General features: G+C 48.9%; 26 protein-coding genes. 20 read left to right on the forward strand and 6 right to left on the reverse strand.

Going from position 1 to position 26,744, the window contains the following annotated elements; translation table 11 throughout:
* Positions 1–19 precede the first annotated feature (19 nt).
* On the reverse strand, positions 20–991 hold the full coding sequence (locus tag NR302_RS19175) for an AAA family ATPase (protein ID WP_137386787.1): 972 nt from the start codon (positions 989–991) through the stop codon (positions 20–22).
* A gap of 1,060 nt (positions 992–2,051) precedes the next feature.
* Between NR302_RS19175 and dinD the strand changes: the two genes are divergently transcribed.
* Positions 2,052–2,882 carry a DNA damage-inducible protein D gene (gene dinD, locus NR302_RS19180; protein ID WP_258144194.1) on the forward strand — a complete coding sequence of 277 codons (831 nt, stop codon included), beginning with the start codon at positions 2,052–2,054 and terminating at the stop codon, positions 2,880–2,882.
* Positions 2,883–2,942: 60 nt separating this feature from the next.
* On the opposite strand, the gene NR302_RS19185 is transcribed toward dinD, so the two are convergent.
* Positions 2,943–3,455 (reverse strand): hypothetical protein, encoded by a 513-nt coding sequence (locus tag NR302_RS19185; RefSeq protein ID WP_258144195.1) that lies wholly within the window; start codon positions 3,453–3,455, stop codon positions 2,943–2,945.
* On the reverse strand, positions 3,455–4,303 hold the full coding sequence (locus NR302_RS19190; protein WP_258144196.1) for a winged helix-turn-helix domain-containing protein: 849 nt from the start codon (positions 4,301–4,303) through the stop codon (positions 3,455–3,457). Before NR302_RS19190 ends, NR302_RS19185 begins: the two co-directional genes overlap by 1 nt.
* A 623-nt stretch (positions 4,304–4,926) precedes the next feature.
* Here NR302_RS19190 and NR302_RS19195 point away from each other — a divergent pair.
* The 9 genes from NR302_RS19195 (at position 4,927) to NR302_RS19235 (ending at position 13,489) form a co-directional block, all read left to right on the forward strand.
* Positions 4,927–5,460, forward strand: a complete 534-nt coding sequence (locus tag NR302_RS19195) for a fimbrial protein (RefSeq protein ID WP_258144197.1) — start codon at positions 4,927–4,929, stop codon at positions 5,458–5,460.
* Positions 5,461–5,536: 76 nt separating this feature from the next.
* Entirely contained in the window at positions 5,537–8,068 is a 2,532-nt protein-coding gene (locus NR302_RS19200) for an outer membrane usher protein (RefSeq protein WP_258144198.1), read from the forward strand.
* Between the two features lie 54 nt (positions 8,069–8,122).
* Positions 8,123–8,875, forward strand: coding sequence for a fimbria/pilus periplasmic chaperone (locus NR302_RS19205; protein WP_258144199.1), 753 nt, complete (start codon positions 8,123–8,125; stop codon positions 8,873–8,875).
* Positions 8,876–8,909: 34 nt separating this feature from the next.
* Positions 8,910–9,386 (forward strand): fimbrial protein, encoded by a 477-nt coding sequence (locus NR302_RS19210; protein WP_258144200.1) that lies wholly within the window; start codon positions 8,910–8,912, stop codon positions 9,384–9,386.
* A gap of 10 nt (positions 9,387–9,396) precedes the next feature.
* Positions 9,397–9,885 (forward strand): fimbrial protein, encoded by a 489-nt coding sequence (locus NR302_RS19215; protein ID WP_258144201.1) that lies wholly within the window; start codon positions 9,397–9,399, stop codon positions 9,883–9,885.
* A 36-nt stretch (positions 9,886–9,921) separates the two neighbouring features.
* Positions 9,922–10,353 (forward strand): fimbrial protein, encoded by a 432-nt coding sequence (locus NR302_RS19220; RefSeq protein WP_258144202.1) that lies wholly within the window; start codon positions 9,922–9,924, stop codon positions 10,351–10,353.
* A complete protein-coding gene (locus NR302_RS19225; protein ID WP_258144203.1) occupies positions 10,353–10,877 on the forward strand; it encodes a fimbrial protein in 525 nt (174 codons plus the stop codon). The genes NR302_RS19220 and NR302_RS19225 overlap by 1 nt, the downstream gene beginning before the upstream one ends.
* Complete coding sequence (locus NR302_RS19230) at positions 10,843–11,721, forward strand: hypothetical protein (RefSeq protein WP_258144204.1); 879 nt, start codon at positions 10,843–10,845, stop codon at positions 11,719–11,721. The genes NR302_RS19225 and NR302_RS19230 overlap by 35 nt, the downstream gene beginning before the upstream one ends.
* Before the next feature lie 274 nt (positions 11,722–11,995).
* Positions 11,996–13,489: a PglL family O-oligosaccharyltransferase gene (locus NR302_RS19235; protein ID WP_258144205.1), complete on the forward strand. Its 1,494-nt coding sequence runs from the start codon at positions 11,996–11,998 to the stop codon at positions 13,487–13,489.
* Here NR302_RS19235 and NR302_RS19240 read toward each other — a convergent pair.
* On the reverse strand, positions 13,469–13,876 hold the full coding sequence (locus NR302_RS19240) for a hypothetical protein (protein ID WP_258144206.1): 408 nt from the start codon (positions 13,874–13,876) through the stop codon (positions 13,469–13,471). The genes NR302_RS19235 and NR302_RS19240 overlap by 21 nt on opposite strands.
* A 485-nt stretch (positions 13,877–14,361) precedes the next feature.
* Between NR302_RS19240 and lpxP the strand changes: the two genes are divergently transcribed.
* The 6 genes from lpxP to NR302_RS19270 all read left to right on the forward strand — a co-directional run bounded on the left by lpxP (position 14,362) and on the right by NR302_RS19270 (position 20,050).
* Positions 14,362–15,285 carry a kdo(2)-lipid IV(A) palmitoleoyltransferase gene (lpxP, locus tag NR302_RS19245; RefSeq protein ID WP_008109757.1) on the forward strand — a complete coding sequence of 308 codons (924 nt, stop codon included), beginning with the start codon at positions 14,362–14,364 and terminating at the stop codon, positions 15,283–15,285.
* Positions 15,286–15,423: 138 nt separating this feature from the next.
* The gene (locus tag NR302_RS19250; protein WP_258144207.1) at positions 15,424–16,863 is read left to right on the forward strand and encodes an efflux transporter outer membrane subunit; all 1,440 of its coding nucleotides are present in this window, start codon (positions 15,424–15,426) and stop codon (positions 16,861–16,863) included.
* Positions 16,864–16,979: 116 nt separating this feature from the next.
* Positions 16,980–18,122 carry an alanine racemase gene (locus tag NR302_RS19255; RefSeq protein WP_258145222.1) on the forward strand — a complete coding sequence of 381 codons (1,143 nt, stop codon included), beginning with the start codon at positions 16,980–16,982 and terminating at the stop codon, positions 18,120–18,122.
* Between the two features lie 111 nt (positions 18,123–18,233).
* A complete protein-coding gene (locus NR302_RS19260; protein ID WP_258144208.1) occupies positions 18,234–18,629 on the forward strand; it encodes a polyketide cyclase in 396 nt (131 codons plus the stop codon).
* Between the two features lie 435 nt (positions 18,630–19,064).
* Entirely contained in the window at positions 19,065–19,331 is a 267-nt protein-coding gene (locus tag NR302_RS19265) for a hypothetical protein (RefSeq protein ID WP_008109761.1), read from the forward strand.
* Between the two features lie 74 nt (positions 19,332–19,405).
* The gene (locus NR302_RS19270) at positions 19,406–20,050 is read left to right on the forward strand and encodes an oligosaccharide flippase family protein (protein ID WP_154194915.1); all 645 of its coding nucleotides are present in this window, start codon (positions 19,406–19,408) and stop codon (positions 20,048–20,050) included.
* A gap of 80 nt (positions 20,051–20,130) precedes the next feature.
* Here the strand turns inward: NR302_RS19270 and NR302_RS19275 are convergent, their stop codons facing one another.
* On the reverse strand, positions 20,131–20,823 hold the full coding sequence (locus NR302_RS19275; protein ID WP_008109763.1) for a LuxR C-terminal-related transcriptional regulator: 693 nt from the start codon (positions 20,821–20,823) through the stop codon (positions 20,131–20,133).
* A gap of 290 nt (positions 20,824–21,113) precedes the next feature.
* Between NR302_RS19275 and NR302_RS19280 the strand changes: the two genes are divergently transcribed.
* Entirely contained in the window at positions 21,114–21,731 is a 618-nt protein-coding gene (locus tag NR302_RS19280; RefSeq protein ID WP_008109765.1) for a trimeric intracellular cation channel family protein, read from the forward strand.
* On the opposite strand, the gene ligB is transcribed toward NR302_RS19280, so the two are convergent.
* Positions 21,669–23,414: an NAD-dependent DNA ligase LigB gene (gene ligB / locus NR302_RS19285; protein ID WP_258144209.1), complete on the reverse strand. Its 1,746-nt coding sequence runs from the start codon at positions 23,412–23,414 to the stop codon at positions 21,669–21,671. The two genes, NR302_RS19280 and ligB, sit on opposite strands and share 63 nt — an antisense overlap.
* Before the next feature lie 240 nt (positions 23,415–23,654).
* Here ligB and gmk point away from each other — a divergent pair, with 240 nt between their 5' ends.
* The 3 genes from gmk to spoT are packed head-to-tail and all read left to right on the forward strand — an operon-like array spanning position 23,655 to position 26,743.
* Positions 23,655–24,278 (forward strand): guanylate kinase, encoded by a 624-nt coding sequence (gene gmk, locus NR302_RS19290; RefSeq protein ID WP_008109768.1) that lies wholly within the window; start codon positions 23,655–23,657, stop codon positions 24,276–24,278.
* A 57-nt stretch (positions 24,279–24,335) separates the two neighbouring features.
* Positions 24,336–24,611, forward strand: a complete 276-nt coding sequence (gene rpoZ, locus NR302_RS19295; protein WP_007885265.1) for a DNA-directed RNA polymerase subunit omega — start codon at positions 24,336–24,338, stop codon at positions 24,609–24,611.
* A gap of 20 nt (positions 24,612–24,631) precedes the next feature.
* On the forward strand, positions 24,632–26,743 hold the full coding sequence (gene spoT / locus NR302_RS19300) for a bifunctional GTP diphosphokinase/guanosine-3',5'-bis pyrophosphate 3'-pyrophosphohydrolase (RefSeq protein ID WP_061720533.1): 2,112 nt from the start codon (positions 24,632–24,634) through the stop codon (positions 26,741–26,743).
* Position 26,744 lies beyond the last annotated feature (1 nt).

A 26,744-nucleotide genomic window follows, 5' to 3' on the forward strand; every position in this document is an offset into this window, starting at 1 on the left:
CACGTTCCTTTTATGTGAATTAATCTTCCTGTCGGTATCTCTCCATCCAGAATTTAAGACAATGAACGGAAATATCCTTCAGCTTGTTTTTACTTGCAGGGAGGCCGAGCACGTATTTACGTTGCACGTCGAGAGCAAACTCTTCAAGTTCGGCAAAACTCAATCCTGACAATTTTCTGGCAAGGGTAGCAGGTGCCAATCCAAAAGAGTGGCCGACACGCTTTTCAAATTCTTCAAACCATTTCGTCGCCATTCTCTGTGTTGGTGCAGGCACAGTTATCTGTAACTGAAATCTTCGCCAGATGGCTTTGTCGAGCATTGATTCATGGTTTGTGGCCCCAACGACCACCACATGACTTGGCAATAGATCTATCTGCTTAAGTAGTGAGTTCACTACACGCTTCATCTCGCCGCTGTCATTAGCATCTTCGCGCTCTTTCCCGATGGCGTCAAATTCATCGAAGAAAAGGACACAGCGTTGAGTTTTAACGAACTCAAATAACTTATCAATCTGCTGCGCTGTCTCGCCGAGATAACGGTTAATGATTCCTTCGTATTTAACAGTGAAGAATGGTAGAGACAGATGATTTGCAAGGGCCTCGGCAATAGAAGTTTTACCATTGCCTGGAGGGCCTGATAAAAGGAGTTTATGTCGGGGCTCAAGATTGTACGATCGGAGAATATCACGGCGGGCGTGTTCTTCAATAAGCTCCATAAACTGCGTAACAACAGATTCAGGAACAATGAGGTCATCCAGAGTTTTGCGGGGTTGAATTTCATAAAACGCATTCTGAAGATCATTATCGTAGGTGTAACGACGTGCTTCACCCGAGCCTGAACTGGTAAGAATATTTTTCAGCTTGTCAGCCAGTTGATGTTGGTGGCGTGCCGTAGCCTCCGCAGCGATAGCTTCTGCGGTAATTTTGAAACGAGGCAGGTCACCCTTCATTCCCGTTTCAACTAAATTCAGTACTAAGTCGGCTCTGGCCATTGCTCACCTCACATTACTACAGAGTGTAGTTTATCAAGCCGATCAACCCCAGCAAACACATATCTGGTTGAGCCCTGCAATCAAGACTCCTATGTTGCTTCTCTATACCAAACCAAGATTGATCTCTAAAAAAATGTTAAATGATCATTGGACATTCAGGGTTCTGACAAACATCCTCCTAGGGCATTATAGCCTTTGATGTCGGTGACTAACTTCTAATTTCACTAGATGATTTTTTTAACGGTTTGATGAAAACCATTATATTTTATATGGTTAGAATACTCATCAACGCAATCACTCGTTGAAAATTGAGTCGTTAATTTTTTTGAGCTTACGTAAGCGAATGCACTTTTAACCAACACCTTCGTCAATTTGTAAGGCTTAATGTTCGCCTTTCGGGAACAGTTGACAGCTGTGTTTGAAGATTGTTAACAACTTCAGAAACCTAGGAAGGAATCTACTTAACTCATTGAATTTTAATAATAAAAACTCCCATGCGGTTATCAATCTGTTAATCTGCCACATAAAAACATCGATAGTTGCTATCCATACAAGTAAACCTCTTCGTCAGCAAATGGATTTAGATTTTAGGAAGGCGGGAATAAGAACGTATAAAAAAACACTCTTCGTACTCAGAGCTGGCGAAATTCAGATTATGGTTAAAAGAAACTAACACCCTGCCATAAAGTGTACACAGGAGTGTACAAAAACAAAGACCATAAAAAAACCAACCATTAAAATCAATGATTTATTAGCCAACTCAACAATCAGATTCAGAATATTGAGTAACGATGTTTGAAAATAACATTAACGTATAAATAAGCAGTAAGACGTTATTGTTAATAGATTTCCAATTAACTACTTTATTAAAACGCTTTTAACCATTATGGTTGGGAGCGTCTTTCATGGCCTATATTTCAATGTGGTTAACTTCTAAATACTAAATATGCTTTTGATCAATTTTAAATATTAGTATTCTGAGATATTGGCAGACGGCTTCACAAGCGATACGACTAAAAGCTGTCATCGATACTAATTATTCAGATAAAAGGAGTTAGCGATGAATGAGCATCATCAGCCATTTGAAAATTTACGACAACAAGTCAACGAAGACCAAGAGTACTGGTCAGCAAGAGATTTAGCACCTCTACTTGACTATCGTGACTGGCGCAACTTTTCGAATGTTCTGTCAAAAGCCGCACAAGCGTGCGAAAGCAGTCATCAAAAGGTTGCAGACCATTTTGTTGATACTACCAAAATGGTAGTACTTGGCTCTGGTGCTCAACGAGAACTTGATGATGTCCATTTATCACGATATGCATGCTATCTGGTTGTGCAGAATGGTGATCCAAGTAAACCTGTCATCGCTGCAGGACAAACATACTTCGCAATTCAGACAAGGCGGCAAGAGCTAGCGGATGATGAGAAATTTAAACAACTCCGCGAAGATGAAAAACGCCTTTTCCTTCGAAATGAGTTGAAAGAACACAACAAACAGTTGGTAATCGCTGCACAACAAGCTGGGGTTGAAACGACACTCGACTTTGCCATTTTTCAAAATCATGGATATCAAGGGCTATATGGTGGGTTAGATCAGAAAGCAATCCATCTACGTAAAGGATTAAAAAAAAGTCAGAAGATTCTTGACCATATGGGCTCAACTGAATTAGCTGCCAACTTGTTTAGAGCAACACAAACCGAAGAAAAACTCCGCAGAGACCAAATAGACTCGAAGCAACAGGCAAACCAAACGCATTTCGACGTTGGTCGGAAAGTTAGACAGACGATCGAAGAATTAGGAGGAACAATGCCAGAGAATCTATCGGTGCCTGAAAAGGGCATTAAACAAATCGAAACCGCCACCAGAAAATTGAACAAAAAACAGGGCTAACTGAATTAGTTCTGGCCCGATGAATATTAACGCCCCGATTGGGGCGCTATACTACTAAAGTCAGTCATCCTGAGACGCGCACAACGCACGGGGAAAGTGGCTACTACCTGCCGCGAAACCACCCTGGGCAATTTTCACGATTACGCCATAGGAGTTGTGTCCCACTTTAAATCCAGGAAAAACGTATTTCTCAGCATCGCTGTCACTGATTTCATCGCCCTGAATACGCGTGGAATTCAACGTGGAGGATTTTAAAATCCCCTGCATCAATCTCCAGGAGAATTCAAATGCGCGATGAATCGAAAACTCCTTTACGACTTTTCCCTGCTCATCCAGATAGTACAAACGGCCAACATAGGTTCCTACGCCGTTACCATCTTTATAATACGAAAGCTGCATGCTGCCTTCGGAGGTCACAACGGAACTATTGCTCTCGTTGTGATATTTAAAACCAAAGCGGGATTCACAATGGTAGGGGTAACTAATCTGCGAAAAGGTATACACACGCTCAATAACCCACGGAACAAGCGCGATGATCATCGCTGCGCCCACCATCCATTTTGGCTTACACATCAATTTCCTTCCTTAATTGAGGTATATGAGCGACACCCTTCGGGATGAAGTTGTATCTCATCACTGCAAAGAAAATAACTAAACACGTCGCGGTTATAGGAACCATTGATATAGATAAAGCGAATATCGTCGCCGATTTGTCTGTGCAGCCAGGTATCACGCTCAAACTGGCTGATGGCATCCTTCAGGTAACCACCTTGCTGCTCAATGCTGTCATTAAAAAATACGTTGAGATCGTTAAATTGGCTGGTCACCGGCAGATAATTCACCGTATGGAACTTCGTCATCATCTGATGAATCACCGGTTTCTGTGTGAAATAAAACAAGGCATAGCTGGCAATGATCAGTGTGCAAAGGAAAATCATCGGATGAAGCATAATGAATTGCACCACGTTGTGACGCTTTGCCATGACCACATCACTGCGATTTTCACCATGCGACGTATTCACCAGTGCCAAATGATGCCGCGATGACGTTTCCTCTACTATTGGTTGCCCTGTGGGTTCATCTGTTTGTTGCTCAATCGTAAACATGCGCGAGATTTTATAACCCAGTCGCGGCACCGTCATAATCAGTTCGCCTTGCATGGAAAACTCTTTAAGCACCTTGCGTAGCTGCGTAATTGCCTGATTTAAACTGTTATCACTCACCACTTGCCCAACCGAGCCCCAACCCGCATGCATGAGTTGCTCGCGCTGTACGGTTTCCCCGCTGGCTTCGATCAGCAGCACAAGACAGCGTGCCGCCGCCGCACTAATAACGCTGGGATCCTGCTTACTCCTTAATACTGCTAACGACGGCATATCTGAATCAAATACAATAGTGCGTTCAATAATGTAAACAGACATAACGATTTCCCGTGGCTGCGCCCGTTCATAATGATGAAATAGTTATGAAAGAGGCAATGCGCCTTCATAACTCACCACTAACTCTTTGTAAAAACTACACTTCGACCTTGAGTAACACTCTCTTTCATACAACTAGCCAGGCTCTAAAGCATATTTATTTTTTGTTCTTAAACCGGACTAAAAAATTATGAAAAAAAATCCTTAATAAATATCAAAAGTGACATTAATCAATATTGCCTAACTAATGGCGACTAAAAAACACACAATCTTAAATTTTAGCTGGAAAGAAGCTTAAAATTATCACTACGAATCAAAGAAAAAAACAAGACCATATTAAAATTATAATTAAATGAAAAATAAAAGCATTGTTTTACATAGGTTTGATTTTAATTCATAGCTTTCACATAGCCGTTTTTGACAGATCGTTATCTCTTCCTGATAATTCGTCCCACTTCAACCCGCCGATGACTTTCGTTTATTTAATGACGAAAATCATTAGCAGGCGAAGCACTAAACAAAGATTCAATCTTTTAAAGATCAGCTGTATTGCACATACATTAAATAGCGTCGCAATACTGCATTGAACTTATCCGCGGTTTTAATACATACAGGAAGAAGTTGACATGAAATTGAATAAATTAGCTATGGCTCTGGGTTTTGGTCTGGTAATGGCTGCTGGTGCAGCAAGCGCTGCGGTATCTGATCAAGGCCACGGCAGTGTAACTATTAAAGGTTCAATCATTGATGCACCTTGTTCAATTACCCCAGAAACAATTGATCAAACTGTTGACCTTGGTCAGATTTCTAATAAACAACTGCAAGACAGCGGAAAATCCAGCCCAAAATCATTCGCTATCAAACTGGAAAACTGTGACTTAGCAGCAGGTGACAATACTGCACAAATCACCTTCACCGGTATGGCATCTAAAGGTAACCCTGCGTTAATCGGTATGACGGGTTCAGCTGAAGGTGCAAGCATTGGTTTAACTAATGGCGCTGGTGAACTGATTACTATGGGTCAACCAACGGATATTGACCTGGCAAACGGTAATAACACTCTATCATTCTCTGCTTATCTACAGGGTGACGGCGCATCAGCCACTATCGTGCCGGGTTCATTCCAGAGCGTAGTTGATTTCAATCTGGTTTATCCATAATCCCGGATTGACGTTTATAGATGGCATGCGAATTTTTCGCATGCCTTTATATGATACAACGTAAAAAAGATTATTTATGTCAGAAAATAAAACACAACGAACAATAACCGATAAGCGCACGCGTTTAACGCCGTTGGCGCTGGCTATTTTTCTGACATTACCAGCAGCGGGACTGCATTCTGTCTGGGCGCAAAAGGTCGAGTTTAATCTCGATAATCTCGACGTCAGCGATCGCGACAATATCGATTTAACTCAGTTCTCGCGTGCCGGGTTTATTATGCCAGGCCAATATGATCTGGTGGTTCATGTTAATAAATCTGAATTACCAGAAATGCCAATTAATTTCCTGCCACCCGATAACGATCCTAAAGATAGCGTTGCCTGCCTGACGCCAGAAATAATGATGCAGCTCGGCTTAAAACCCAATTCTTTAGCCAACGTGAGTTATTGGCATAGCGGAGAGTGCGCCGATCTCATATCGCTGCCGGGTACGCTAGTGCGTGGTGATTTAGCCGGCTCAGCACTGTATATCAGCGTGCCGCAAGCCTATCTGGAATATAACGCGCCAGATTGGGATCCGCCTTCACGCTGGGATGAAGGCATTCCCGGTGTGCTGTTCGACTACAACGTTAACCTTAACTATACCGATGCCAAGCGTGATGAAGATTCCACCAGTGGCAGCGGCAATGGCATTGCAGGTGCCAACATTGGTCCGTGGCGAGTGCGCGCTGACTGGCAGGCGCACTACAGCCGCAATCCGCGCGGTACCACTCAGCAGATGAGTTGGAGCCAATATTACGCCTACCGCGCAATCAAAGCGTGGCGCGCCAAACTGATGGTTGGTCAGAACTATCTCGCCACCGATCTTTTCGAAAGCGTACGCTATATCGGCGTGAGTTTGACGTCGGATGACAGTCAATTACCGCCCAATCTGCGCGGTTATGCGCCGGAAGTGAGTGGCGTGGCACGTACTAACGCCAAAGTCACTATCAGTCAGTTGGGTCGCGTGTTGTATGAAAGCCAGGTCGCCCCCGGTCCGTTCCTGATTCAAGACTTGAGCGAGGCGGTGTCCGGTACACTGGATGTGAAAGTGGAAGAGCAAGATGGCTCGTCGCAGCAATTCCAGGTAGATACCGCCAGCATTCCCTACCTAAGTCGCCCTGGTCAGGTGCGTTACAAAGTCTCCGCTGGGCAGCCAGCCGACCAGCAGTTCCATCCGCATGGCACCTTGATGCACACTGGTGAGTTCTCCTGGGGTATCAGCAATGGTTGGTCACTGTTGGGTGGCGGGGTTGCGGCAGGGAAATATAATGCGTTATCGGTGGGCGTTGGCCGTGATTTGCTGGCGCTGGGTGCAATTTCCTTTAGCGCCACACAATCGCGCGCCGAACTGCCGCGCAGTGGTAAACAAATTGGTAGCTCATACAGCGTGAGTTACTCCAAGCGTTTCGAAGAGTACGACACTCAGGTTACCTTTGCTGGTTATCGCTTCTCCCAGCGTAACTTTATGTCGATGAGCAGCTACCTCGATGCGTTGTTAAACGATGAAGGCGGCAACAATCGTGGCAGCAGCAAGCAAACCTATTCGTTGACGCTGAACAAACAGTTCCGCTCGCTCGGATTAAGCGCGTTCCTCAACTACAACTATCAAACCTATTGGAATCGCCCTGCTACCAGCCGCTGGAATATGTCATTGGCGCGCTATTTCGACCTCGGCAATATCAAAAACATGAGCGTCAACTTGTCGGCGTATCGGACTCAATTGCGTGGCAAAACTGACGACAGCCTGTATCTCAGCCTAAACGTGCCGTTTGGCAGCTCCAGCTCGATCAATTACAGCGCGCAGAATGGCGATTACGGCACCACGCAGAATGTTGGTTGGTATGACCGTGTCGATGAGCGCAATAACTATCAGGTAAGTACCAGTACCAGCAGCGGGACTTCACCGACGTTCAGCGGCTTCTACAGTCACACCGGTAACTATATGCAAAGCAACACCAGTGCCAGCTATCAAAGTGGCGGTTATCGCTCGGCTGGTTTTTCTGCTCAGGGTGGCGTAACGGCCACGGCACAAGGCGCGGCACTACATCGCACCAACTTTGCCGGCGGCACGCGCTTGATGGTGGATACCGAAGGCGTAAGCGGCGTGCCGGTGCAGGGCAACGGCGCAGTGACCTATACCAACATGTTTGGCAAAGCGCTAATCGCCGACGTAAACAGCTATTACCGCAATCAGGCCAGCATTGATATCAACAAGCTGGCCGACAACGTCGAGGCCGAACGCCCGATTACCCAAGTGACGCTAACCGAAGGTGCGATTGGCTACCGCACCTTTGGCGTGATCACCGGACAAAAACTGATGGCAGTGATTCGCCGCGCCGATGGCAGCTTCCCGCCATTTGGTGCCAGCGTGCTGAGCAAAGGGCGCGAAACAGGCATCGTGAATGACAACGGCAACGTATGGCTAAGCGGCGTCAATCCCGGTACCAAAATGGACGTTAAGTGGAGCGGAAAAACACAGTGCACGATTTCACTGCCGAATGTGCTGCCCGAGGATGCAATGGGCGAAACCAATTTACTGCTGCCGTGTATCGACAGCGTTGAGTAATAACGGATAGCGCAGTGCCGCTATCCCAACTATCTGAATGAGAAAGTAAACGTTATGAAACTGAATCACCGAGTTATCACCTGGACCGGGCTAATACTAACCGCGCTAACCGCACAGCAGTCGCTGGCAGCCATTTCTCTTGATCGCACGCGTGTGATTTATAACGGCAGCGAGCGATCGATAAGCCTGAGCATTGGTAACGAAAATAAAACGCTGCCGTATCTGGCGCAGAGTTGGCTGGAGAATGCGCAGGGCATCAAGGTGAATTCGCCTCTGTTGGTGCTGCCGCCAGTGCAACGCGTCGAGCCAGGTCAGAAAAGCGCCATCAAAATTCAGGCGCTGCCTGCGGTGAAGATGCTGCCGCAGGATCGTGAAAGCTTGTTCTATTTCAACCTGCGTGAGATTCCGCCACGCAGTGATAAAGCCAATGTGCTTCAGATTGCCCTGCAGACGCACATCAAGCTGTTTTATCGCCCGGAAGCGATTGCGGTGAAATCCAGCAATGATGCCACACCGTGGCAAAATCAGCTGACGCTGACAAAACGAGGCGAGGGTTATCAGGTGCATAACCCAACGCCTTACTACATCACTTTAGTCGGCGCTGGTGCGAATAAAGAGGCGCAAAAAAACAGCAACTTTAAGCCGCTGATGATCGAGCCAAAAAGCAACGCCATGCTGGGCATCAATGCCGCCGTTATGGGTGCGCATCCAGTACTGACGTATATCAACGACTACGGCGGTCGGCCGACGCTGAGTTTCAATTGCAGCGCAGCGGATTGCCGTGTTGATAATCAGAAAAGCGAATAACGCAATGAAATGTCTCATCGCGTTGGGATTATTCATGTCGATCAGTAGTGCGATGGCAAACGGGCTTACTCCATCAGAACGCGGAGTGAGAGTTATTGCTGACACTCCCTTTGAAGTGTCGGGAGAGGTTTCTGCTCCGCTTTGCCAGATCAATGAAAATAAAGCGATAGATATTGAATTTGATAATGTCGTGATACAGCAGATTAATGGCATTAATTTTGCGAAAACAGTTCCCTTTAATATCACTTGCTCTGACGGATTTAGTGGTGAGGTGGATCTTATGATCAAGGCTAATTCTTCATCATTTAATAGTGATGCGATTGCTACCAACGATAGCAACCTGGCCATTCAATTATTAATTAATGAAAAAGTGCAAATACTTAATGCTTTACAGCCAATTAATTGGCGTGAATCTATGGAGCTAAAAGCGGTTCCCATCAAAAATACACTCATCAATCCAAGTGCCGGTGACTTTACTGCTGTCGCGACACTGTCGGTTGAAGTTCATTAAGGAGTTTTCAATGAAGCGTTTATTTATGTTAACAATAGGCATGATGCTGAGTTTGCTTTTTTCACCACTTAGTTTTGCTGCCACCGATATGACGTTGCACGGTACGCTGATTAACCTTACTTGCAAAATTGGCGATGAAAAACCGATCGATATTGATTTTGGTGAGGAAGTGGTGACTGATTTGATTGATGGCGAACACTACCTTCAAGCGGTACCGCTGCAGGTTGCTTGCAGCCAAGATTATAGCGGCGATTTGAATTTCAGTGTTGTCGGCACCGCATCATCTTTTGAACCCTCGGCACTGGTCACCAATGTACCAGGACTGGGCATTCAGTTTCTTGATGCCAGCTCTAACACGCCAATTGAGTTGAATAAAGCGTATAGCCACAAAAATAATGACAGCGTGGATCTCAATGTCGTGCCGATTAAAGAGGCAAGCGCTTCTCTTCCCGGTGGCGCCTTTACTGCCAGTGCACAATTACTGGTTGAGCCACAGTAAATGTTAATGCGCGCATTTTGCCTCGCAAGCATTTCAATGCTCGCGCCGTTGCACGCCGCAGAGATCAGCCTGCGCGGCACCTTGCAGGTCATTAATTGCAGCGTGAACAATGGTAAACCCACTGACGTAAGTTTTGGCGAGGCGGTGGGTGTGAATAAGGTTGACGGCGTACGCTATCGTCAACCGATGCCATTAGAAATTACCTGTTCACAATCACCCGGCAATTTACTGCATTTGATGTTTGCGGGTACACCAACCGATTTTGATAAGGCCGCGATTGCCACTGGTATGAACGATCTTGGTATTCGACTGTTACAAGACGACATGCCGATTGAGATTAACCAGACGCTACCAATTGATGATCAACTGTTACCCGCCTTTTTCGCCGTTCCGGTTAAACGTCCGAAAAGTCAACTGACCGGCGGTACATTTTCCGGGTTGGCGACACTAATGATTAGCCTGGAGTAATGATGAAAGCCACGTTTGTTATTGCACTACTCGTAATGATTCAACCCGCAGTAGTGCACGCCGACGCCGAAATGCGTTTTAGCGGAACCTTAGTTGAAGAACCGTGTTCGTTAGCGCCGGAAGATACCGCGATTGAAATTGATTTTGGCACTATCGTTAATAAACAGCTTTACAGCCACCAGCGCACACTCGGCAAACCATTCACGCTGCATTTGATGGACTGTGACTTATCGTTGGGTGATGCGTTTTCAATTATGTTTACAGGCATTGAAGATATCGAACAGCCAGGTCTCATAATGCTTGATCCCAGCAGTAGCGCTAAGGGTGTTGCCATTGGTATTGAATCCTCTCAGGGGGATTTTTTACCTGTCAACATCCTGTCTCCCTGGAAGACGTTAAAGGAGGGTAAGAATGAAATTAATTTGCAGTCCTATATATCAGCCAGCAATGAATCTTTAATAGATAGAAGCATTATTTCTGGATCTATCTTTGCGATCTTTCATTTATCTATTAATTACAACTAACAACCTCAAAAAATTCTCAGATAATATTATCATGATAAAAAAATATCATCTTTTGTTCACTCTAGTATTTATCGCTTTCAATTCTCATGCGGTAATGAAAGTTACAATTACAAAAAAAGAGCCTATATCTTATGGATATATGTATTATTATACACTTAATCAGTGGGACCTAAACGATCCAACACCAAACCCTTGTTTCTACGATACAAAACCAGATTGCTCAGTTGGTATTGCACTTGTGGACGTCAAGCCTAATACAGCTAATCAAGTGCTATTACAAATGCAATATAATACAGAAGGTCTCAAGACCTTAGGGGAGGTAGGGAAAAAATGGCGTGAAACATGGGGCTCAATACCATTTAATGGCTCGCATGATGCAGCTGGCGGTAGCGGATTAGATTTATGTATTACATTCGTATTTCATCACTCCTCCGTTAGGAATGCAAGCCCAATTCCCGGTTCAAATATTGGATGTGGATTTCCGCCACCGTTCACTGTTAACTGTGTTTTTCGTGGAAATCTAGCATTAAATCACGGTTCTCTTCCTGAAACAGAATTAGACACACATCGAGTAGACAGCGTATTAAACCTTTTATGTAACGATAATGTGAGCGCCAGAGTTTCGTTAAACGGTTCAGATGGCAAAAAGATCGTGCTAAGGCCAGATGGAAGTTTAGAATCAGCGCTGTTAATCAATGACCAGGATGCCGCTAATGATATTAGCGTCCAGCTACAAACTGCTGTTGCAACGCCGATAAAAATTTCATCCGTTCTGGTGAAACATGGTGCAGTGGAACCCGGCCCTTTTAAAGGAGCAGGAACAATTCGCGTTTTAATTGATTGAACATTGTTCATTTATCATGATTAAAATAATAAAATCAGAAGAAATCGATAGCAAGATTATAATTTCCATAGCATGGGCATTCCTAATAATAGTAATGCATTTTTACATCCCAAACATGGGAGGACACGGTCTAGGTTTACCACAAAATATCGTCACGCTTGGCGTGTTAGGAGTACTGATCTTATTCATTAGCTTCAGTGTCAAAAAGGAAACACTGACGCTTTCTCCCGGCATCAAATTCTTCTTGCTCGGCTGCCTGCTTTTAAGTCTACCAGTGCTGTGGACACCTTCCGCCGCCTGGCGCGCCAACGCGCTGCCTGCGGTATTGGGCTATGCGGTGGCGGCGCTGGTGTATCTGGCACTGCTGCAAATATCGCTTAGTCGGCGACAGAAACGCCTGTTGCTAGGTTTGATTGTTGCCTCTGCGGTTATAGAAGCACTGCTGGCGCTAATGCAACTGTGGGTGTTTGATGCCGATAACAGGATGGAATATCCGTTTACGGTGGCGCGCGCCTATGGCAATTTTCAGCAAACCAACCTGCTCGGTAGCTTCCTCGCCACCGGCTTTGGTATTGCGCTGTATCTGCTGATCACCACACGCCATAGCTGGGTGCGAAGCGTTAATGCATTGGCGATGCTGCTGCTGCTGATCATCATTATTCCGGTGCAATCGCGCGTCGGTTGGTTGGGTGCATTGACGGTCACCCTGCTGCTCTTATTCCATTTTCGTCACCATAGACAAACCCCGCGCATCATCGTTATCGGCGCGCCTTTAGTCTTGTTATTGATTGCGACGTGGCTAACCATCGTGAAATCGCATCATCATGAATCGCTGCCTCAATCAGTTACCGAGATGATCACCCCGCTTAAGGGCAAACCCGCGTTAGCCTTGGTGGATAAATCCACCTCTAACATGCTGCGCTGGCAGATGTTGAAACATTCACTGCAAATGGTGGCAGAGCATCCGCTAAAGGGCTGGGGAATGGGCGGTTTCGAACACGCCTTTACGCAGTATCTGATTCAGCACTCGCCTGACGGCCCGCTAGCCGGCCCCACGCCGACTCATCCGCATAATGAAATACTCTATCTGTGGATTGAAGGCGGGATTATGGCGCTGATTGGCGGCATGTTGCTGGTGCTGGCGTGGCTGAGATTAGCGATAAGCGGTTGTCGATTACGTCGTCATCGCGCGTTCCCGCTCTGGTGTTTGACATTGCCCATCGCGCTACACACGCTGTTTGAATATCCGCTGTATCAATCTGCTGCGCACGGTTTGGTGCTGCTGCTGCTGATCAGGCTGACGATCGCAGAATCGGTGCTGAAAAAAGTGACCTTGAGGCCATCAGTGCAGATTGTGGGACGCAGCGTCACCACTTTTATTGCCAGCGCCATTGTGGTGTTCGCGGTAACAGGATTGCATACCAATAATGTGCTGACGCGTGCTGAACGCAGCGGATTTCGCGACACCGCTGAGATGCATGAGCTGATTAATCCGTATGCGCAGTGGGATCGCTACGTTTACGATTCGCATATGCTGGATTTGAAGCAATTCACTCTCAAGCAGGATTATCGCTACTTAGCGGCCTTTAAAATCTGGGCGGATAACTACGTAACGGTGCATAACGATGCCAATATCTATTACACCTTGATTCGCATTGCCGATGCGCAGCAGAGCCAGATTCGTAAATCTCAGCTTATCCAGCGCGCCAGACAATTGTTCCCAGCCGATGAACGTTTTGTCGAACCTTCACTGATAAGCAAGGGTTAGCTGGGTGATGCCAGATGATGCCGCGCTGGCGGTGAAATCCAGTGTGCGCTGCTGGCTTAAGGCGAGGTTACGTGGTGTCGCATTCATCAACTGGCCGCGGCTGTTTTTGATTGCGATTGTGTTGGCATTTGATGAATTAAAAGAAGCGGTAATGCCATGCAAGGTTTCAACACCACAGCGATTAACCTTCAATGAAATCGCGCTGGTTTTAGTGGCAGACAGAGAAATCGCCCGATCGTTGTCGGCGTAGCCAATTAAACAAGGTGAATCGCCATCAACAATCTGTCCAGTAAAGGTGACACGTCCGCTATCATCAGCGGCCATTGCTGGTGCGTTAAAGAGGGAGAATCCGATAAGTAAAGCTGAAGTCGCAGTGCTGAGTTTCATGCTGTGATCCTTGTTAATTTTGTTACTCATTCCCTGACATGCTGATTTATCGAACTTTTTAAGCAGCATGTTTTTCTGTGCGGGAAAGATAACTGAGATCAACCATTAACGAAGGCAGGACTTGTCTTAAAGAATTTAAGCCGGGTCGTATAGATGCCATTTTTTGGCGCTTAGGGTAAAAAAAGTGTCAGCAATATTATAAAAACATTTCAACCGCAGTTTTAAGCGGCGAAAAAGCATGAGAAAATTGCTCGATGTCCGCCGTTTAACCCATTGTTAATCATCTTAAATATCTGGTAGATGGTCGTTAACCTGCTAATAGTCGCCTCATCAATGATTTCCATTAATCTTAAAGATTGTGGAGATCGCGTTTCTTTGACGGCACTATTTGTTAATCTACTGGTCGTAATTAGAACAGTTGTACCGCCAGGAACTCATGGACTCTCTTCTTAGTGCGATACATTTTCTCCCGACATGAAGGCGTTATGACGAAATCCAGGCAGTTCCGTTCCAAACTTCTGCATCCCCGCTATTGGTTTACCTGGTTTGGGCTAGGTGTGCTGTGGCTGCTGGTGCAACTTCCTTACCCCATTTTGATCCGGCTTGGTGCGGGCGCTGGCAAATTGTCGCGTCACTTCCTAAAGCGTCGCGAACGCATCACTCGTCGCAATATCGAGCTGTGCTTCCCTAATATTGATGAAGAGAAGAAAGAAGCGATGATCGCCGGCAACTTCGAATCACTGGGAATGGCGCTGGCAGAAACAGGCATTGCCTGGTTCTGGTCCGATGCACGCGTGCGTCGCTACTTCAAAGTCAGCGGACTCGAAAATTTGCAGCACGCGCAAAGCCACCAGCGCGGCGTGATGGTTATTGGTGTGCACTTCATGTCGCTGGAGCTGGGTGGCCGCATTACCGGTTTATGCCAGCCAATGATGGCGATGTATCGTCCGCACAACAATCAGGCGATGGAGTGGGCACAGACCAAAGGTCGCATGCGCTCAAATAAGGCGATGATCGACCGCCGCGATTTGCGCGGCATGGTGCAGGCGCTGAAAAAAGGCGAAGCGGTGTGGTTCGCACCGGATCAGGATTACGGCCCGAAAGGCAGCGTGTTTGCCCCACTGTTTGCGGTTAAACAAGCGGCGACCACCAACGGCACTTTCGTGCTTTCTCGTCTGGCGAAACCGGCGATGTTAACCATCGTGCTGATTCGCAATCAGGATAAAAGCGGTTATCAGCTGATCATTCAGCCTGAACTGGAAAATTATCCGTATGAAGATGAGGCCGCCGCCGCTGCTTACATGAATCGCGTTATCGAGAAAGAAATTCTGCGTGCACCCGATCAATACCTGTGGCTGCACCGTCGCTTTAAAACCCGCCCGCCGGGTGAAGCGTCTCTTTATATCTAATCTCTTGATGCAGCAGGTTTTCGCCTGCTGCTCATTTTCTCTACTCACATTTAACAACCATTCTTAACGAAAAACAGGTTTGTCAAAATCTGTCCTGCCTCTTGTAATGGTCGCCTCCTCCTCTCTTTGACCAGAACCATGACACAGCACTTTCATTGCAAATTTCTCGCGCTAGCCGTTGCCACTGCGCTGCTGGCCAGTTGTGCCAATTCACACGGCTTACACACCAAAAACACCCTGCTTGATGCCAACACTCTGCAAGCCAATCAATCCCTAAAAGATGCGCACTTCAGCGCCGCGAATTGGCCGAAGAGCGAATGGTGGCAAAGTTTTAACGATGCTCAACTCAATCGACTGATTAATGATGCGATGGCTTCCAGCCCGGATTTGCAGGTGGTCAACGCGCAGGCGGATAAAGCCAATGCACAGGTGATTGCCGCCGATGCCGAGCGCTATCCGGATGTCGATCTCAACGCTGGCATTACGCGCTCGCGCGTGGCAAAAGTGGATGATCCGCTGCTGGAGGGCAAAAGCTACAGTACGCTGCGTACCGCTAACGTTGGATTGAGCTACACCTTCGATTTGTGGGGCGGCAAAAAAGATGCCGCTGAAGCCGCGCTGGGGCAAGCACGCGCCAGCGAGCTAGATCGTCAGGCCAGCCAGTTAACCTTAGCCGCAAACGTGACGCGAGCGTGGAACAACCTTAATCTCGCCTGGAATAATGCCGAACTGGCACAGCAGAATCTCGAACGTGCTGTGGGTATCGCCAACATTCAGCAGCAATATGTCAGCGCCGGACTCACTTCCGATTACCAATATAAGCAGGCGCTGTCGCAGCAAAAAACGGCGCAAGCCGGACTGACTGAAGCCAAACAAGATGTCACCGATGCCGGTATTCAGCTTTCGACATTGATTGGTAAAGGCCCGGATTACTGGCACCAGTTAAAACCGGCGCAGATGAATGTGCCGGTCGCCGCCATGCTGCCAAACGCCATCCCGGCAGAACTGCTGGGACGTCGTCCTGATGTAGTGGCCGCGCGTTGGCGCGTTGAAGCGGCATCGAAACAAATCGCCGCCAGCAAAACCGAGTTCTATCCCAACATCAATCTGGTGGCTGAAGCCGGCACCAAATCACTGCTCGGTGATGCCTTCCTTGGCGCGCCAAGTCGTTTCTTTAACGTGGGCCCGAGCCTGTCGTTGCCGATCTTTGACGCGGGCAAACGTCGCGCTGATTTAGCCGAGAGCGACGCCAACTGGGATCTGGCGGTGGCGCAGTACAATAAGCTGCTGATCGGTTCATTAGGTAATATCAGCGATACCATCACGCAGCTGCAGTCGATTCAGGATCAGTTGGCGCAGCAGGAAAGCGCCAACCAGCTGATTCACAGTGCGTGGGATGATTTGCATCGCGAATACGCGGCGGGCCTGCGTCCGTATCTGGATGTATTAACCATTCAAAATCAGCTGATTGAATCCGACCAGAAACTGGTAACGCTGAAGGCACAACAGATTAACCTTGCGGTAGTGTTGATTGAGGATTTGGGCGGCGGATTCCAGAGCGGCAGCTCTCAAGTTTGAAAAGGTCGCCATGAATGGCGCCCCTACGCAGGAATGTGCAGGTTTTGCCGGCTGGCATTCTGCCGTGCATTGATGAATCATAGTCCGCACTGTGTAATCACCTGCGGACTATTATGATGGAACAGAATATTGAGGCTGGCTGGTTGCGGCCTCTGATTGCCGATCGACTGACGCCTTACCTCGAAATTGACGCCGCGCGCCTGCAGCGTAACCTGCAACAGATGCAGCAAAAAGCCGATGCCGCTGGCGTCACGCTACGTCCTCACATCAAAACCCATAAAAGTGTCTGGATTGCTGAGCAGCAGCGCATGCTCGGCGCGCGCGGCATTACCGTATCTAAGCCGAGTGAAGGCATCGCTTTTATTCTGGGTGGCGAACGCGATCTGATGCTGGCTTATCCTATTGTGCATGCCGAAACACTGAAAGAGTTTTTGGCGGTGGCCGCACAGCATCAGGCGCGCATTACCTGCATTGCTGATTGCGCCAATGGCGTGGCGGCAATAGCGGCTGCACATCAGCGCCAGCCCGATTGTAAGCTGGCGTTAGCCATCAAGGTGGATGTGGGATTACATCGCATCGGCGTTGATCCGCACAGCGATGCTGCCATTACGCTGGCGCAGCAGATTCAGGATGCGGGCCTCACTTTTGCCGGACTAGTTTCACATGCTGGTCACGCGTATGGCGCAGGTAACGCCACGGCGATTGCAGAAGTAGCCTTGCAGGAAATTGCACTGATGCAGGATCTTCAAAAGCGCCTGATTGCCGCCGGTTTTGCGCACTGCCCGATTTCTGTCGGTTCAACGCCAACGGCATTGGCAGCGCCCGTCGCACAGGGCAGCGATGAAATCCGTCCCGGCAATTACGCATTGCTCGATCTCACCGCATGGCGTTTGGGTCTCTGCACGCCAGATGCATTGGCGTTGAGCGTGGTGACGCGTGTGGTAGCCGTCAATCCGCACTTCGCCATTATTGATGCCGGTTCCAAAATGCTTAGCTCTGACAAAGGCCCGCATGGCACCAATGCCAGCGGATTTGGTATCGCCGTGGATGAGCAAGGCAATCACTATGAAGTGTTGAAGCTGTCGGAAGAGCATGGCTTCCTGCAATACGCTGAACAGGCACCAGCCGTTGGTGCGCTGCTGCGGATATTCCCTAACCACAGCTGCGCGGTGGTTGCGCAGTCCGATCGCTTTGTGTTGCGCCATGCTGATGGTGCGGGCGAAGAGCAGGATATTCAGGGGCGCGGCAAGTTTATCTGATTACAGCGTTTTCACGGAAACCGCTGCTGTCCCACACTTCCATGACCGGGCCGTTTGCAGCCCGGTATCAGCGTGCTTTAATGACTTCTTGTTTGCTCATTAGGAGGTTCCATGCTGCCATCTCAGACAGTCACACTCACGGTTCCACGCAACTGGTTAGATTTGTATGAAACCATCTGGAAACCTGAATGCTTTGCAAAATGGGCGAGCGGGCTGAGCGCAAGTACGCTGACGCAGGAAGGGAACATCTGGAAAGCCAAAGGCCCCGAGGGAACGGTGAAGATTCGCTTTACCCCACACAATCCGTTTGGCGTGATGGATCACTGGATTGATACCGGAAACGGTAAAGAGATTTATATGCCGATGCGGGTGATTGCTAACGAGCAAGGTGCGGAAGTGGTGATGGTGGTTTACCGTCAACCGTTCATGTCTGACGAGAAGTTTGCGGGGGATGTTGCATGGGTAAAACGCGACCTGGAACAGCTCCTCCTTCTGTTAACTCATTAGAATCAATGGATTATGCAGCGCTCGCCTCTTTAACGCATGCTGGAATCAATCAATAAAAATCGGTTACTTTTTTGCTCAGTAGCGTTTAACTGTTTCACTCAAACCTTCTCGTGTTTATCTGTTATTCACCAGCCCGGCTTAAGCATCCTCAGCAGGAAAATTCCTGGTGAGGATGCGCATGAAAATGCTGAGTCACTCTGATTTATCGAAGTTTTTTCAAATTGCCTCGAACACTTCTTGATTAATCAGCCTGGAATGAAGAAAAGCACTAATAAATAGTAAATCACTCGCCTTATATATTCTGATGCAAATTCTGAAACCATTTATTCCTGTGGTCTATTTATAGGAGTTTTCTGATGGTGTTAATTTAATTAAAACACGGTATAACTCATTCACACACAGCAGTAACCATAATAACAACAGCAGGGAAATAACATGGATCGCTCAACCTATCCTTTGTTGTCAGAAAAAGAATTCGTTGAGATTGCCAGGCGGATGCTGGCCGGGGAATATATAAACGCAAAGGGATTTTATAATGATCTTACGGATTTCCTCCGCACAGGAGGAGATACCATTAAGACAACAACACCATTAAGCGCCAGGGGCATCTTAATAAATTCAGAACATCATTTAATTGAAAGCATCTTTACGTGGCAAAACCTGAAAGGTATATCAGGGCTGCGTCAGGAAACGCTGCATTAATGTGAGCTGTGCTTTGGCCTACGGCCAGGGTAAACCCTTAATTGCACTGGTACATGTACCATAATGAGCAGAGTATGGCGATAAGAGAAAAAAATCTGGCTAACACTAAATGGTCAATTTTGTCATCGATTAAAATCGTCGGCATTGGTGTTTTACAACTTTCACTTCTGGCACAAATACTCCAGGCAAACGAGTTAGATCTACTCGCCATTGCCATTGTGATGTTATTAATTATTGATACGCTGGCCGATCGCGGATTTGGCAATAGAATTATTAGAAGTAAAAACCTGAATAACAGCGATCTCTCAATATTATATTGGGGAAATGTATTAAGCGGCCTGGCCATTTTTGCCGCACTGTTTATTGGTAGCGATATTTCCAGTCGTATAATGAATCAGCCCGAAATGGCAATCATGCTGGAGATGATGTCGGTCATTTTCATCATTATTCCGCAGGGACAACATTATCGCGCCATATTACAGCGGGAAAACCAATTTTCGCGCATCGCTTTTGCGGAAATAGCTTCTGTACTGGTGGGATTGGGCGTCACACTGTTTACCGTGTGGCTGACACCTTCAGTGCTGTGCGCCATCTGGGGCTACCTCGCGATGGTATCCATCAGAATGCTGATCTACTGCTACTACGGTCGCTCCTGGTTCCAGCCAGAATACCGTTTTAGCCTGAAAAGTTTCGCTAACGTGCGAGCAAGAAACGGATAATAAAAACAAGTCTGTATGGTGGGCTCTGGGCATCTGAAAAGATGCGTTCGCGTGCTGGTTGCCAGCACGCTTTTTTCTTTTTAGGCTTCCAGTAACTCTTCAAGCGAGTAAAAGTTAAGCTCACTTAACTTACCGTTACCCTGCAAGCGCAGCCAACTCACCAACATGCGCAGTTCATCAATCACCATAAACAGATCGGCCATATCATTCTTGCTTTTGATCTGCAGCCGCGTCAGTGCATTGAGCTTGTGTGCATTAACCGTTTTGTGACTAATTCCTAAGCGAATGCCGATGTGTTCCATGCTGTACCCCCACGCCATCATCAGGAGCACCCGCAATTGCCGGTCGGGCAGAATAATATCCGCGCCTTCTAATAACTGTACCTGGGCATGGGTATTGATGCTGGTGAGCAGTCGGCTGGAAAGCATTTGGCGCGAGGATTTTAAATCCAAAACAGTGAGCGAAGGCAGATAACGACTGAGCGCATGCATCAGCGGTAACAAGCGTCGCGTAAGCACCAGCATTTGCATCGCGGGGAATTGCTGCTGTAAGGCGTAAAGCACCTTTAATGTCCCTGCGAGGGGCATGTTTTCATGAAAGATACATACCAGTAATCGCGGTTTGAGTTTTTCACACTGAGCTATAACAGTGCTAAGAGACCACAATTCATGTATCTGTCCCGCGCAAGGTAACGTGGACAAAAGACTCTCCAGCCCAAGCGCCGCCAGTTTGTCAGAAGAAAAATAGAGAATGTCTTCGTTACGCGTTTTCATGCCTGTCCAATAGTTGCTTCGTCTGATGCCAATGAGTGATAAGCCCGGTTGAGCAGGCAGTAATCACTTACGACACAAAAAGAATGGAACTTAAGAAGACAGTTTCAGGCCCATTCGCATCATTTATACTCATGCGAAATTATCATTAAAAGCGGATGTATCCCGCCAAATAAGCCTGTTAGCATGCTCGCCATCAAAATGCCTAATCCGATAGCGCTGTATTTAGAAAATCTCAGTGGTCTACACTCTGGGAAATCTTTAGCCTTGCCGCCAATTTATTGGAGTGCTCTATGTTATTAACCGTTCTCTATATTATTGGTATTACAGCCGAAGCCATGACCGGCGCGTTGGCGGCAGGACGTCGTAAAATGGACCTGTTTGGCGTGATTATCATCGCCTCGGTCACCGCCATTGGCGGCGGGTCGGTGCGTGACATTCTGCTGGGCCACTATCCGCTCAGCTGGGTTAAGAACCCGGAATACATCATGATCGTTGCTGCGGCGGCGGTGGTGACCACCTTTGTTGCGCCGCTGATGACGCACCTGCGCAAAGTGTTTCTGGTGCTGGATGCGCTGGGTTTGGTGGTGTTCTCGATTATTGGTGCCCAGGTCGCGCTGGATAGCGGACACGCCTCCATCATTGCCGCCATCGCCGCCGTGATCACAGGCGTGTTTGGCGGCGTGCTGCGCGATATGTTCTGCAACCGCATTCCGCTGGTGTTCCAGAAAGAGCTGTATGCCGGGATCGCTTTCGCCTCAGGTTGGATGTACATCCTGCTGCTGAAAACGCCGCTGGCGCATGAAGCGGTGGTGATCATCACGCTACTGTTCGGCTTCTTCGCCCGCTTACTGGCGCTGCGTTTCCGCCTCGGCTTGCCGATCTTCAACTATCCCCATCCTGAACATTGAGTCAGTGGCAGGAATCTCCTGCTGCTGTAGAAAGTGAATCAACTGTTGCAGGTGCGCATCCTGCAGCATCATCACAATCCGCTGCGCCAGCACGCTTCCGATGACGGGCAACTGCTGCCAGCTTTCCGCCTTTCGCGTCAGCAACTGCGACCACTGCACATCCGGTAAAGCCTGTAACGCTGCGCGCGGCAACGGCAAGCCAAGCGCACTCACCCAGCGCCGCAGCGGCTGCTGCCGCGTCAGGTTAAAGCGGTGCCAGATAAGTTGCGCACGAACTGCCGTGATGCCATTAGCCTGCGCAATCTGCTCCGGCGTCAGCGTCAGCCAGGAAAAGAGATGAGTGATAGCACCGCTATCCAGCAGGCGCTGCCAGCTGCTGCGCTGTACGCCCGCAATATCGAGTACCGATTTCTGGCTTAGCCAGCTAAGGCGAGACAAAAACTGCGCCCGGCAATCGGCGCTAAAGTGCAAACAGGTTAAGCCGTTGAATTCGCCATCCAGTGGCGACGCAGGATAATCGCGCTGCGCCACGCGCCAAATCACTCGCTCCAGTCGCGGAATGCCTAATCCCGCCAGTGTGAGCGTCACCTCATCACCCGCGATCACATCCAATTCACGCCAGCGTCGCAGTGAACCAATGTTTACCCGGCGTACCGTTTTGTCCTCCAGTTGCACCGGTATTAGATTCAGCACCACGGCGATCTTGCCCGTGCGCCCCACATTGAAATCCACTGACAGCACTTCACTGCTGACTTCCGCCGGTTGATATTTCCATGCCGCTGACCAACTGCCCTGACCAGGCTGCCAGTCGCGCCCTGCGCTGAGCGGTGATTGATGGATCACCACACCATCGGTGACAAACGGCAATGATTCATGGAACCAGCGATCGCGCCACACCGCGACTTCCTCTTCATTACTCACCTGACGGCTCCAGCTCTGCGCCAGTCCAAATCCCCATTGTGTGAGTTGCGCCAGACGATCGGGCATCGAATTAGGCCCATCCGGCCACGCCCAGATAAAGATGCCAAGTCGCGCAAGCAGCGGGCTATTGTCGTGACGCATCATCGCCCCCGCCACCTGAGCACGTGCGTTCTTACCGCCGTCTCGCGCCTGTTGATGATCGGTCATTTGCAGAAACAGCTCACCTTGCAGCACCACTTCCTCACGCAAAGTATCCAGCCGCTGCGGAATGGCGGGAATATGTGCGGATTTGGCCAGCCACTCTTCGCCACGCAAACCATCGCCGCGGCTGATCAATGACACTAGCTGGCCTTGCCGATACACCAAGGTGACGGCAACGCCATCGACTTTCGGCTGCAGCCATAGCGCAGATTTATCCTGCATCCAGTACGCCACAGCCAGCTTGTCGCGCAGTTTGCGCACGCCGGTATGCGCCACCGGATGATGCGTGCTGCCATCGGTGGTGAGTTGTGCATCGTAGGTGGCTTGCGCCGGGGTGAAACAGCGCTGCCACTGCTGTAATCGCTGTTGCAAACTGTCGTAATCGGCATCGGTCACCAGATTGGTGCCCTGCCGGTAGTACGCGTCATCCCATTGTCGTAGCTGGGTTTGCAGTTGTGCGATTTCCTGCCCCGCACGCACCGGCGACCAGTTCGGGCAGAGCGCTTCGGCCCAGCAACCGATGCTGAATAAGCAGCATATTAAACTCAGACATCCTTTCATCTTCGCTCTCCTTTTTCGCTATTTGAGAGCGCAGCGCAGCCATTTACCAGCCATGAAAATCGCGCGCTGGAAGCAGATTCCAGAGATTAATTCGCTGTTGCAGCCTGCTACATCAGCCTCTGGCGCGGCCTCACAGAAAAAAGAATTGCCTCAGCCAAGCGGCAAACGCTGCGTGACCACCCCAAGCCGTGTATACTGTGCAGGAAATCGACTCCGCTCTTTACTCAATTCAAGATAACCATGGCTCAAGGCACGCTTTATATAGTTTCCGCCCCCAGCGGCGCGGGTAAATCCAGCCTGATTCAGGCGCTGTTAAAGACACAACCGCTGTACGATACGCAGGTGTCTATTTCTCATACCACCCGTGGCGTGCGTCCCGGTGAAGCTCATGGTGAGCACTACTTTTTCGTCTCTAAGTCCGAATTCGAGACCATGATTGCCACAGACGACTTCCTCGAACATGCGGAAGTGTTTGGCAATTATTACGGTACGTCACGCGCGGCGATTGAGCAGGTGCTGGCGACCGGCGTGGACGTATTCCTGGATATCGACTGGCAAGGTGCGCAGCAAATTCGCCAGAAAATGCCTGCCGCACGCAGCATCTTTGTGCTGCCGCCTTCTACCGAAGAATTGGATCGTCGCCTGCGTGGCCGCGGTCAGGACAGCGAAGAGGTGATTGCCCGTCGTATGCAACAGGCTGTGGCAGAAATGAGCCACTACGCCGAGTATGACTATTTAATTGTTAATGATGATTTCGATTTGGCGCTGTCAGATCTGAAAACCATTATTCGCGCAGAACGTCTGCGTATGGGTCGCCAAAAATCGCGACATGATGCTTTAATCAGCAAACTATTGGCAGTCTGAATTCACTTTCAGTATTATGCCCAGTCATTTCTTCATCATCTGTGGAGTAGCACACCTATGGCACGCGTAACCGTTCAGGACGCAGTAGAGAAAGTTGGTAACCGTTTTGACCTGGTGTTGGTCGCTGCACGTCGTGCACGTCAGATGCAGGTAGGCGGTAAAGATGCGCTGGTTCCGGAAGAGAACGATAAGCCAACCGTTATCGCCCTGCGCGAAATCGAAGAAGGTCTGATCACTACCCAGATTCTGGATGTCCGTGATCGTCAGGAACAGCATGAGCAGGAAGCCGCTGAGTTACAAGCCGTTACCGCTATCGCTGAAGGTCGTCGTTAACAGCACTTCGCAGGTCGCCCTTGTATCTGTTTGAAAGCCTCAATCAACTGATTGAAAAATACTTGCCTGAGGAGCAAATTAAGCGCCTCAAGCAAGCTTATCTAGTCGCGCGTGATGCCCACGAGGGTCAAACACGCTCCAGCGGCGAGCCTTATATCACCCATCCTGTTGCTGTCGCCTGCATTCTGGCCGAGATGAAACTCGACCATGAAACGCTGATGGCGGCGCTGCTGCATGACGTGATTGAAGATACGCCCGCCACTTACCAGGATATGGAACAGCTGTTTGGTAAAAGCGTTGCCGAACTGGTGGAAGGTGTATCCAAGCTCGATAAGCTGAAGTTCCGCGACAAGAAAGAAGCGCAGGCTGAAAACTTCCGCAAAATGATCATGGCGATGGTGCAGGATATCCGCGTCATCTTGATCAAACTGGCTGACCGCACGCACAACATGCGCACGCTCGGCGCGTTACGTCCGGATAAAAAACGCCGTATCGCGCTGGAAACGCTGGAGATTTACAGTCCTCTGGCGCACCGCCTTGGTATTCATCACCTAAAAACAGAACTGGAAGAGCTCGGCTTTGAAGCGCTCTACCCGAACCGTTTCCGCGTGATTAAAGAGGTGGTGAAAGCAGCGCGCGGTAACCGTAAAGAGATGATTCAGAAGATCCTTGCTGAAATCGACGGTCGCTTACAGGAAGCAGGCATTCCCTGCCGCGTAAGTGGACGCGAAAAACATCTCTATTCGATCTACCGCAAAATGCACCTGAAAGAGCAGCGTTTCCACTCGATCATGGATATCTATGCTTTCCGCGTCATCGTGAAAGATCTGGATACCTGCTATCGCGTGCTCGGACAGATGCACAGCTTGTACAAACCGCGTCCCGGACGCGTGAAAGATTACATCGCCATTCCCAAGGCCAACGGCTATCAATCGCTGCATACCTCAATGATTGGCCCGCACGGCGTGCCGGTTGAAGTGCAGATCCGTACCGAAGATATGGATCAGATGGCAGAAATGGGTGTGGCAGCACACTGGGCGTATAAAGAGAGCGGCGAAGTCAGCGGCACCACCGCGCAGATTCGTGCTCAACGCTGGCTACAAAGCCTGCTGGAGCTGCAACAAAGCGCCGGTAGCTCATTTGAATTTATCGAAAGCGTGAAATCCGATCTCTTCCCGGACGAGATCTACGTGTTCACGCCAGAAGGCCGCATTGTCGAATTGCCGGCTGGCGCCACGCCAGTCGATTTCGCCTATGCAGTGCATACCGATATCGGTCATGCCTGCGTCGGTGCACGCGTCGATCGCCAGCCTTACCCGCTGTCACAATCGCTGACCAGCGGTCAAACCATTGAAATCATTACCGCGCCGGGCGCTCGCCCGAACGCTGCCTGGCTCAATTTTGTCGTCAGCTCGAAAGCGCGCGCCAAAATCCGTCAGCTGCTGAAAAACCTCAAGCGTGAAGACTCCGTCAACCTTGGCCGTCGTCTTTTGAGCCACGCGCTCGGCGGCAGCAAGAAGCTGGCAGAGATTCCGGTTGAGAACATTCAGCACGAACTTGAGCGCATGAAGCTGACGGCCATTGATGATTTGTTGGCAGAAATCGGCTTAGGCAACGCCATGAGCGTGGTGGTGGCGAAGAACTTGCTGCAGTCGGGCAGTGAAGAGCCGCAAAGCAACAGCAAACGCAAAAAGCTGCCGATTAAAGGCGCGGATGGCGTGCTGATTACCTTCGCCAAATGCTGCCGTCCAATTCCTGGCGATCCGATTGTGGCGCACGTCAGTCCCGGCAAAGGTTTGGTGGTGCATCACGAATCCTGCCGTAACATTCGCGGCTACCAAAAAGAACCTGAAAAGTTCATGCCGGTTGAATGGGATAAAGTGACCGATCAGGAATTTGTCGCTGAGATTAAAGTCGACATGTTCAATCATCAGGGCGCACTGGCGAATCTGACTGCGGCAATCAACACCGCCGGTTCCAATATTCAGAGCCTGAATACCGAAGAGCGTGATGGTCGCGTGTATAGCGCCTTTATCCGCCTCACCGCGAACGATCGCGTCCATCTGGCGAATATTATGCGCAAAATCCGCGTAATGCCGGACGTGATCAAAGTTCACCGTAACCGTAACTAGT

Source organism: Pantoea sp. SOD02 (genome assembly GCF_024707505.1).
In the GTDB taxonomy this organism is placed as follows: domain Bacteria; phylum Pseudomonadota; class Gammaproteobacteria; order Enterobacterales; family Enterobacteriaceae; genus Pantoea; species Pantoea symbiotica.

What these genes read in the sequence shown, in the direction of transcription:
- NR302_RS19240 (WP_258144206.1), bottom strand. Translation starts at nt 13,876, where the DNA reads ATGAAACTCAGCACTGCGACTTCAGCTTTACTTATCGGATTCTCCCTC.
- dinD (WP_258144194.1), top strand. Translation starts at nt 2,052, where the DNA reads ATGAATGAGCATCATCAGCCATTTGAAAATTTACGACAACAAGTCAAC.
- NR302_RS19210 (WP_258144200.1), top strand. Translation starts at nt 8,910, where the DNA reads ATGTCGATCAGTAGTGCGATGGCAAACGGGCTTACTCCATCAGAACGC.
- NR302_RS19250 (WP_258144207.1), top strand. Translation starts at nt 15,424, where the DNA reads ATGACACAGCACTTTCATTGCAAATTTCTCGCGCTAGCCGTTGCCACT.
- NR302_RS19270 (WP_154194915.1), top strand. Translation starts at nt 19,406, where the DNA reads ATGGCGATAAGAGAAAAAAATCTGGCTAACACTAAATGGTCAATTTTG.
- NR302_RS19200 (WP_258144198.1), top strand. Translation starts at nt 5,537, where the DNA reads ATGTCAGAAAATAAAACACAACGAACAATAACCGATAAGCGCACGCGT.
- NR302_RS19265 (WP_008109761.1), top strand. Translation starts at nt 19,065, where the DNA reads ATGGATCGCTCAACCTATCCTTTGTTGTCAGAAAAAGAATTCGTTGAG.
- NR302_RS19205 (WP_258144199.1), top strand. Translation starts at nt 8,123, where the DNA reads ATGAAACTGAATCACCGAGTTATCACCTGGACCGGGCTAATACTAACC.
- NR302_RS19275 (WP_008109763.1), bottom strand. Translation starts at nt 20,823, where the DNA reads ATGAAAACGCGTAACGAAGACATTCTCTATTTTTCTTCTGACAAACTG.
- NR302_RS19190 (WP_258144196.1), bottom strand. Translation starts at nt 4,303, where the DNA reads ATGTCTGTTTACATTATTGAACGCACTATTGTATTTGATTCAGATATG.
- gmk (WP_008109768.1), top strand. Translation starts at nt 23,655, where the DNA reads ATGGCTCAAGGCACGCTTTATATAGTTTCCGCCCCCAGCGGCGCGGGT.
- NR302_RS19175 (WP_137386787.1), bottom strand. Translation starts at nt 991, where the DNA reads ATGGCCAGAGCCGACTTAGTACTGAATTTAGTTGAAACGGGAATGAAG.
- NR302_RS19215 (WP_258144201.1), top strand. Translation starts at nt 9,397, where the DNA reads ATGAAGCGTTTATTTATGTTAACAATAGGCATGATGCTGAGTTTGCTT.
- rpoZ (WP_007885265.1), top strand. Translation starts at nt 24,336, where the DNA reads ATGGCACGCGTAACCGTTCAGGACGCAGTAGAGAAAGTTGGTAACCGT.
- NR302_RS19195 (WP_258144197.1), top strand. Translation starts at nt 4,927, where the DNA reads ATGAAATTGAATAAATTAGCTATGGCTCTGGGTTTTGGTCTGGTAATG.
- NR302_RS19255 (WP_258145222.1), top strand. Translation starts at nt 16,980, where the DNA reads ATGGAACAGAATATTGAGGCTGGCTGGTTGCGGCCTCTGATTGCCGAT.
- NR302_RS19185 (WP_258144195.1), bottom strand. Translation starts at nt 3,455, where the DNA reads ATGTGTAAGCCAAAATGGATGGTGGGCGCAGCGATGATCATCGCGCTT.
- NR302_RS19280 (WP_008109765.1), top strand. Translation starts at nt 21,114, where the DNA reads ATGTTATTAACCGTTCTCTATATTATTGGTATTACAGCCGAAGCCATG.
- NR302_RS19260 (WP_258144208.1), top strand. Translation starts at nt 18,234, where the DNA reads ATGCTGCCATCTCAGACAGTCACACTCACGGTTCCACGCAACTGGTTA.
- ligB (WP_258144209.1), bottom strand. Translation starts at nt 23,414, where the DNA reads ATGAAAGGATGTCTGAGTTTAATATGCTGCTTATTCAGCATCGGTTGC.
- lpxP (WP_008109757.1), top strand. Translation starts at nt 14,362, where the DNA reads ATGACGAAATCCAGGCAGTTCCGTTCCAAACTTCTGCATCCCCGCTAT.
- NR302_RS19220 (WP_258144202.1), top strand. Translation starts at nt 9,922, where the DNA reads ATGCTCGCGCCGTTGCACGCCGCAGAGATCAGCCTGCGCGGCACCTTG.
- NR302_RS19225 (WP_258144203.1), top strand. Translation starts at nt 10,353, where the DNA reads ATGATGAAAGCCACGTTTGTTATTGCACTACTCGTAATGATTCAACCC.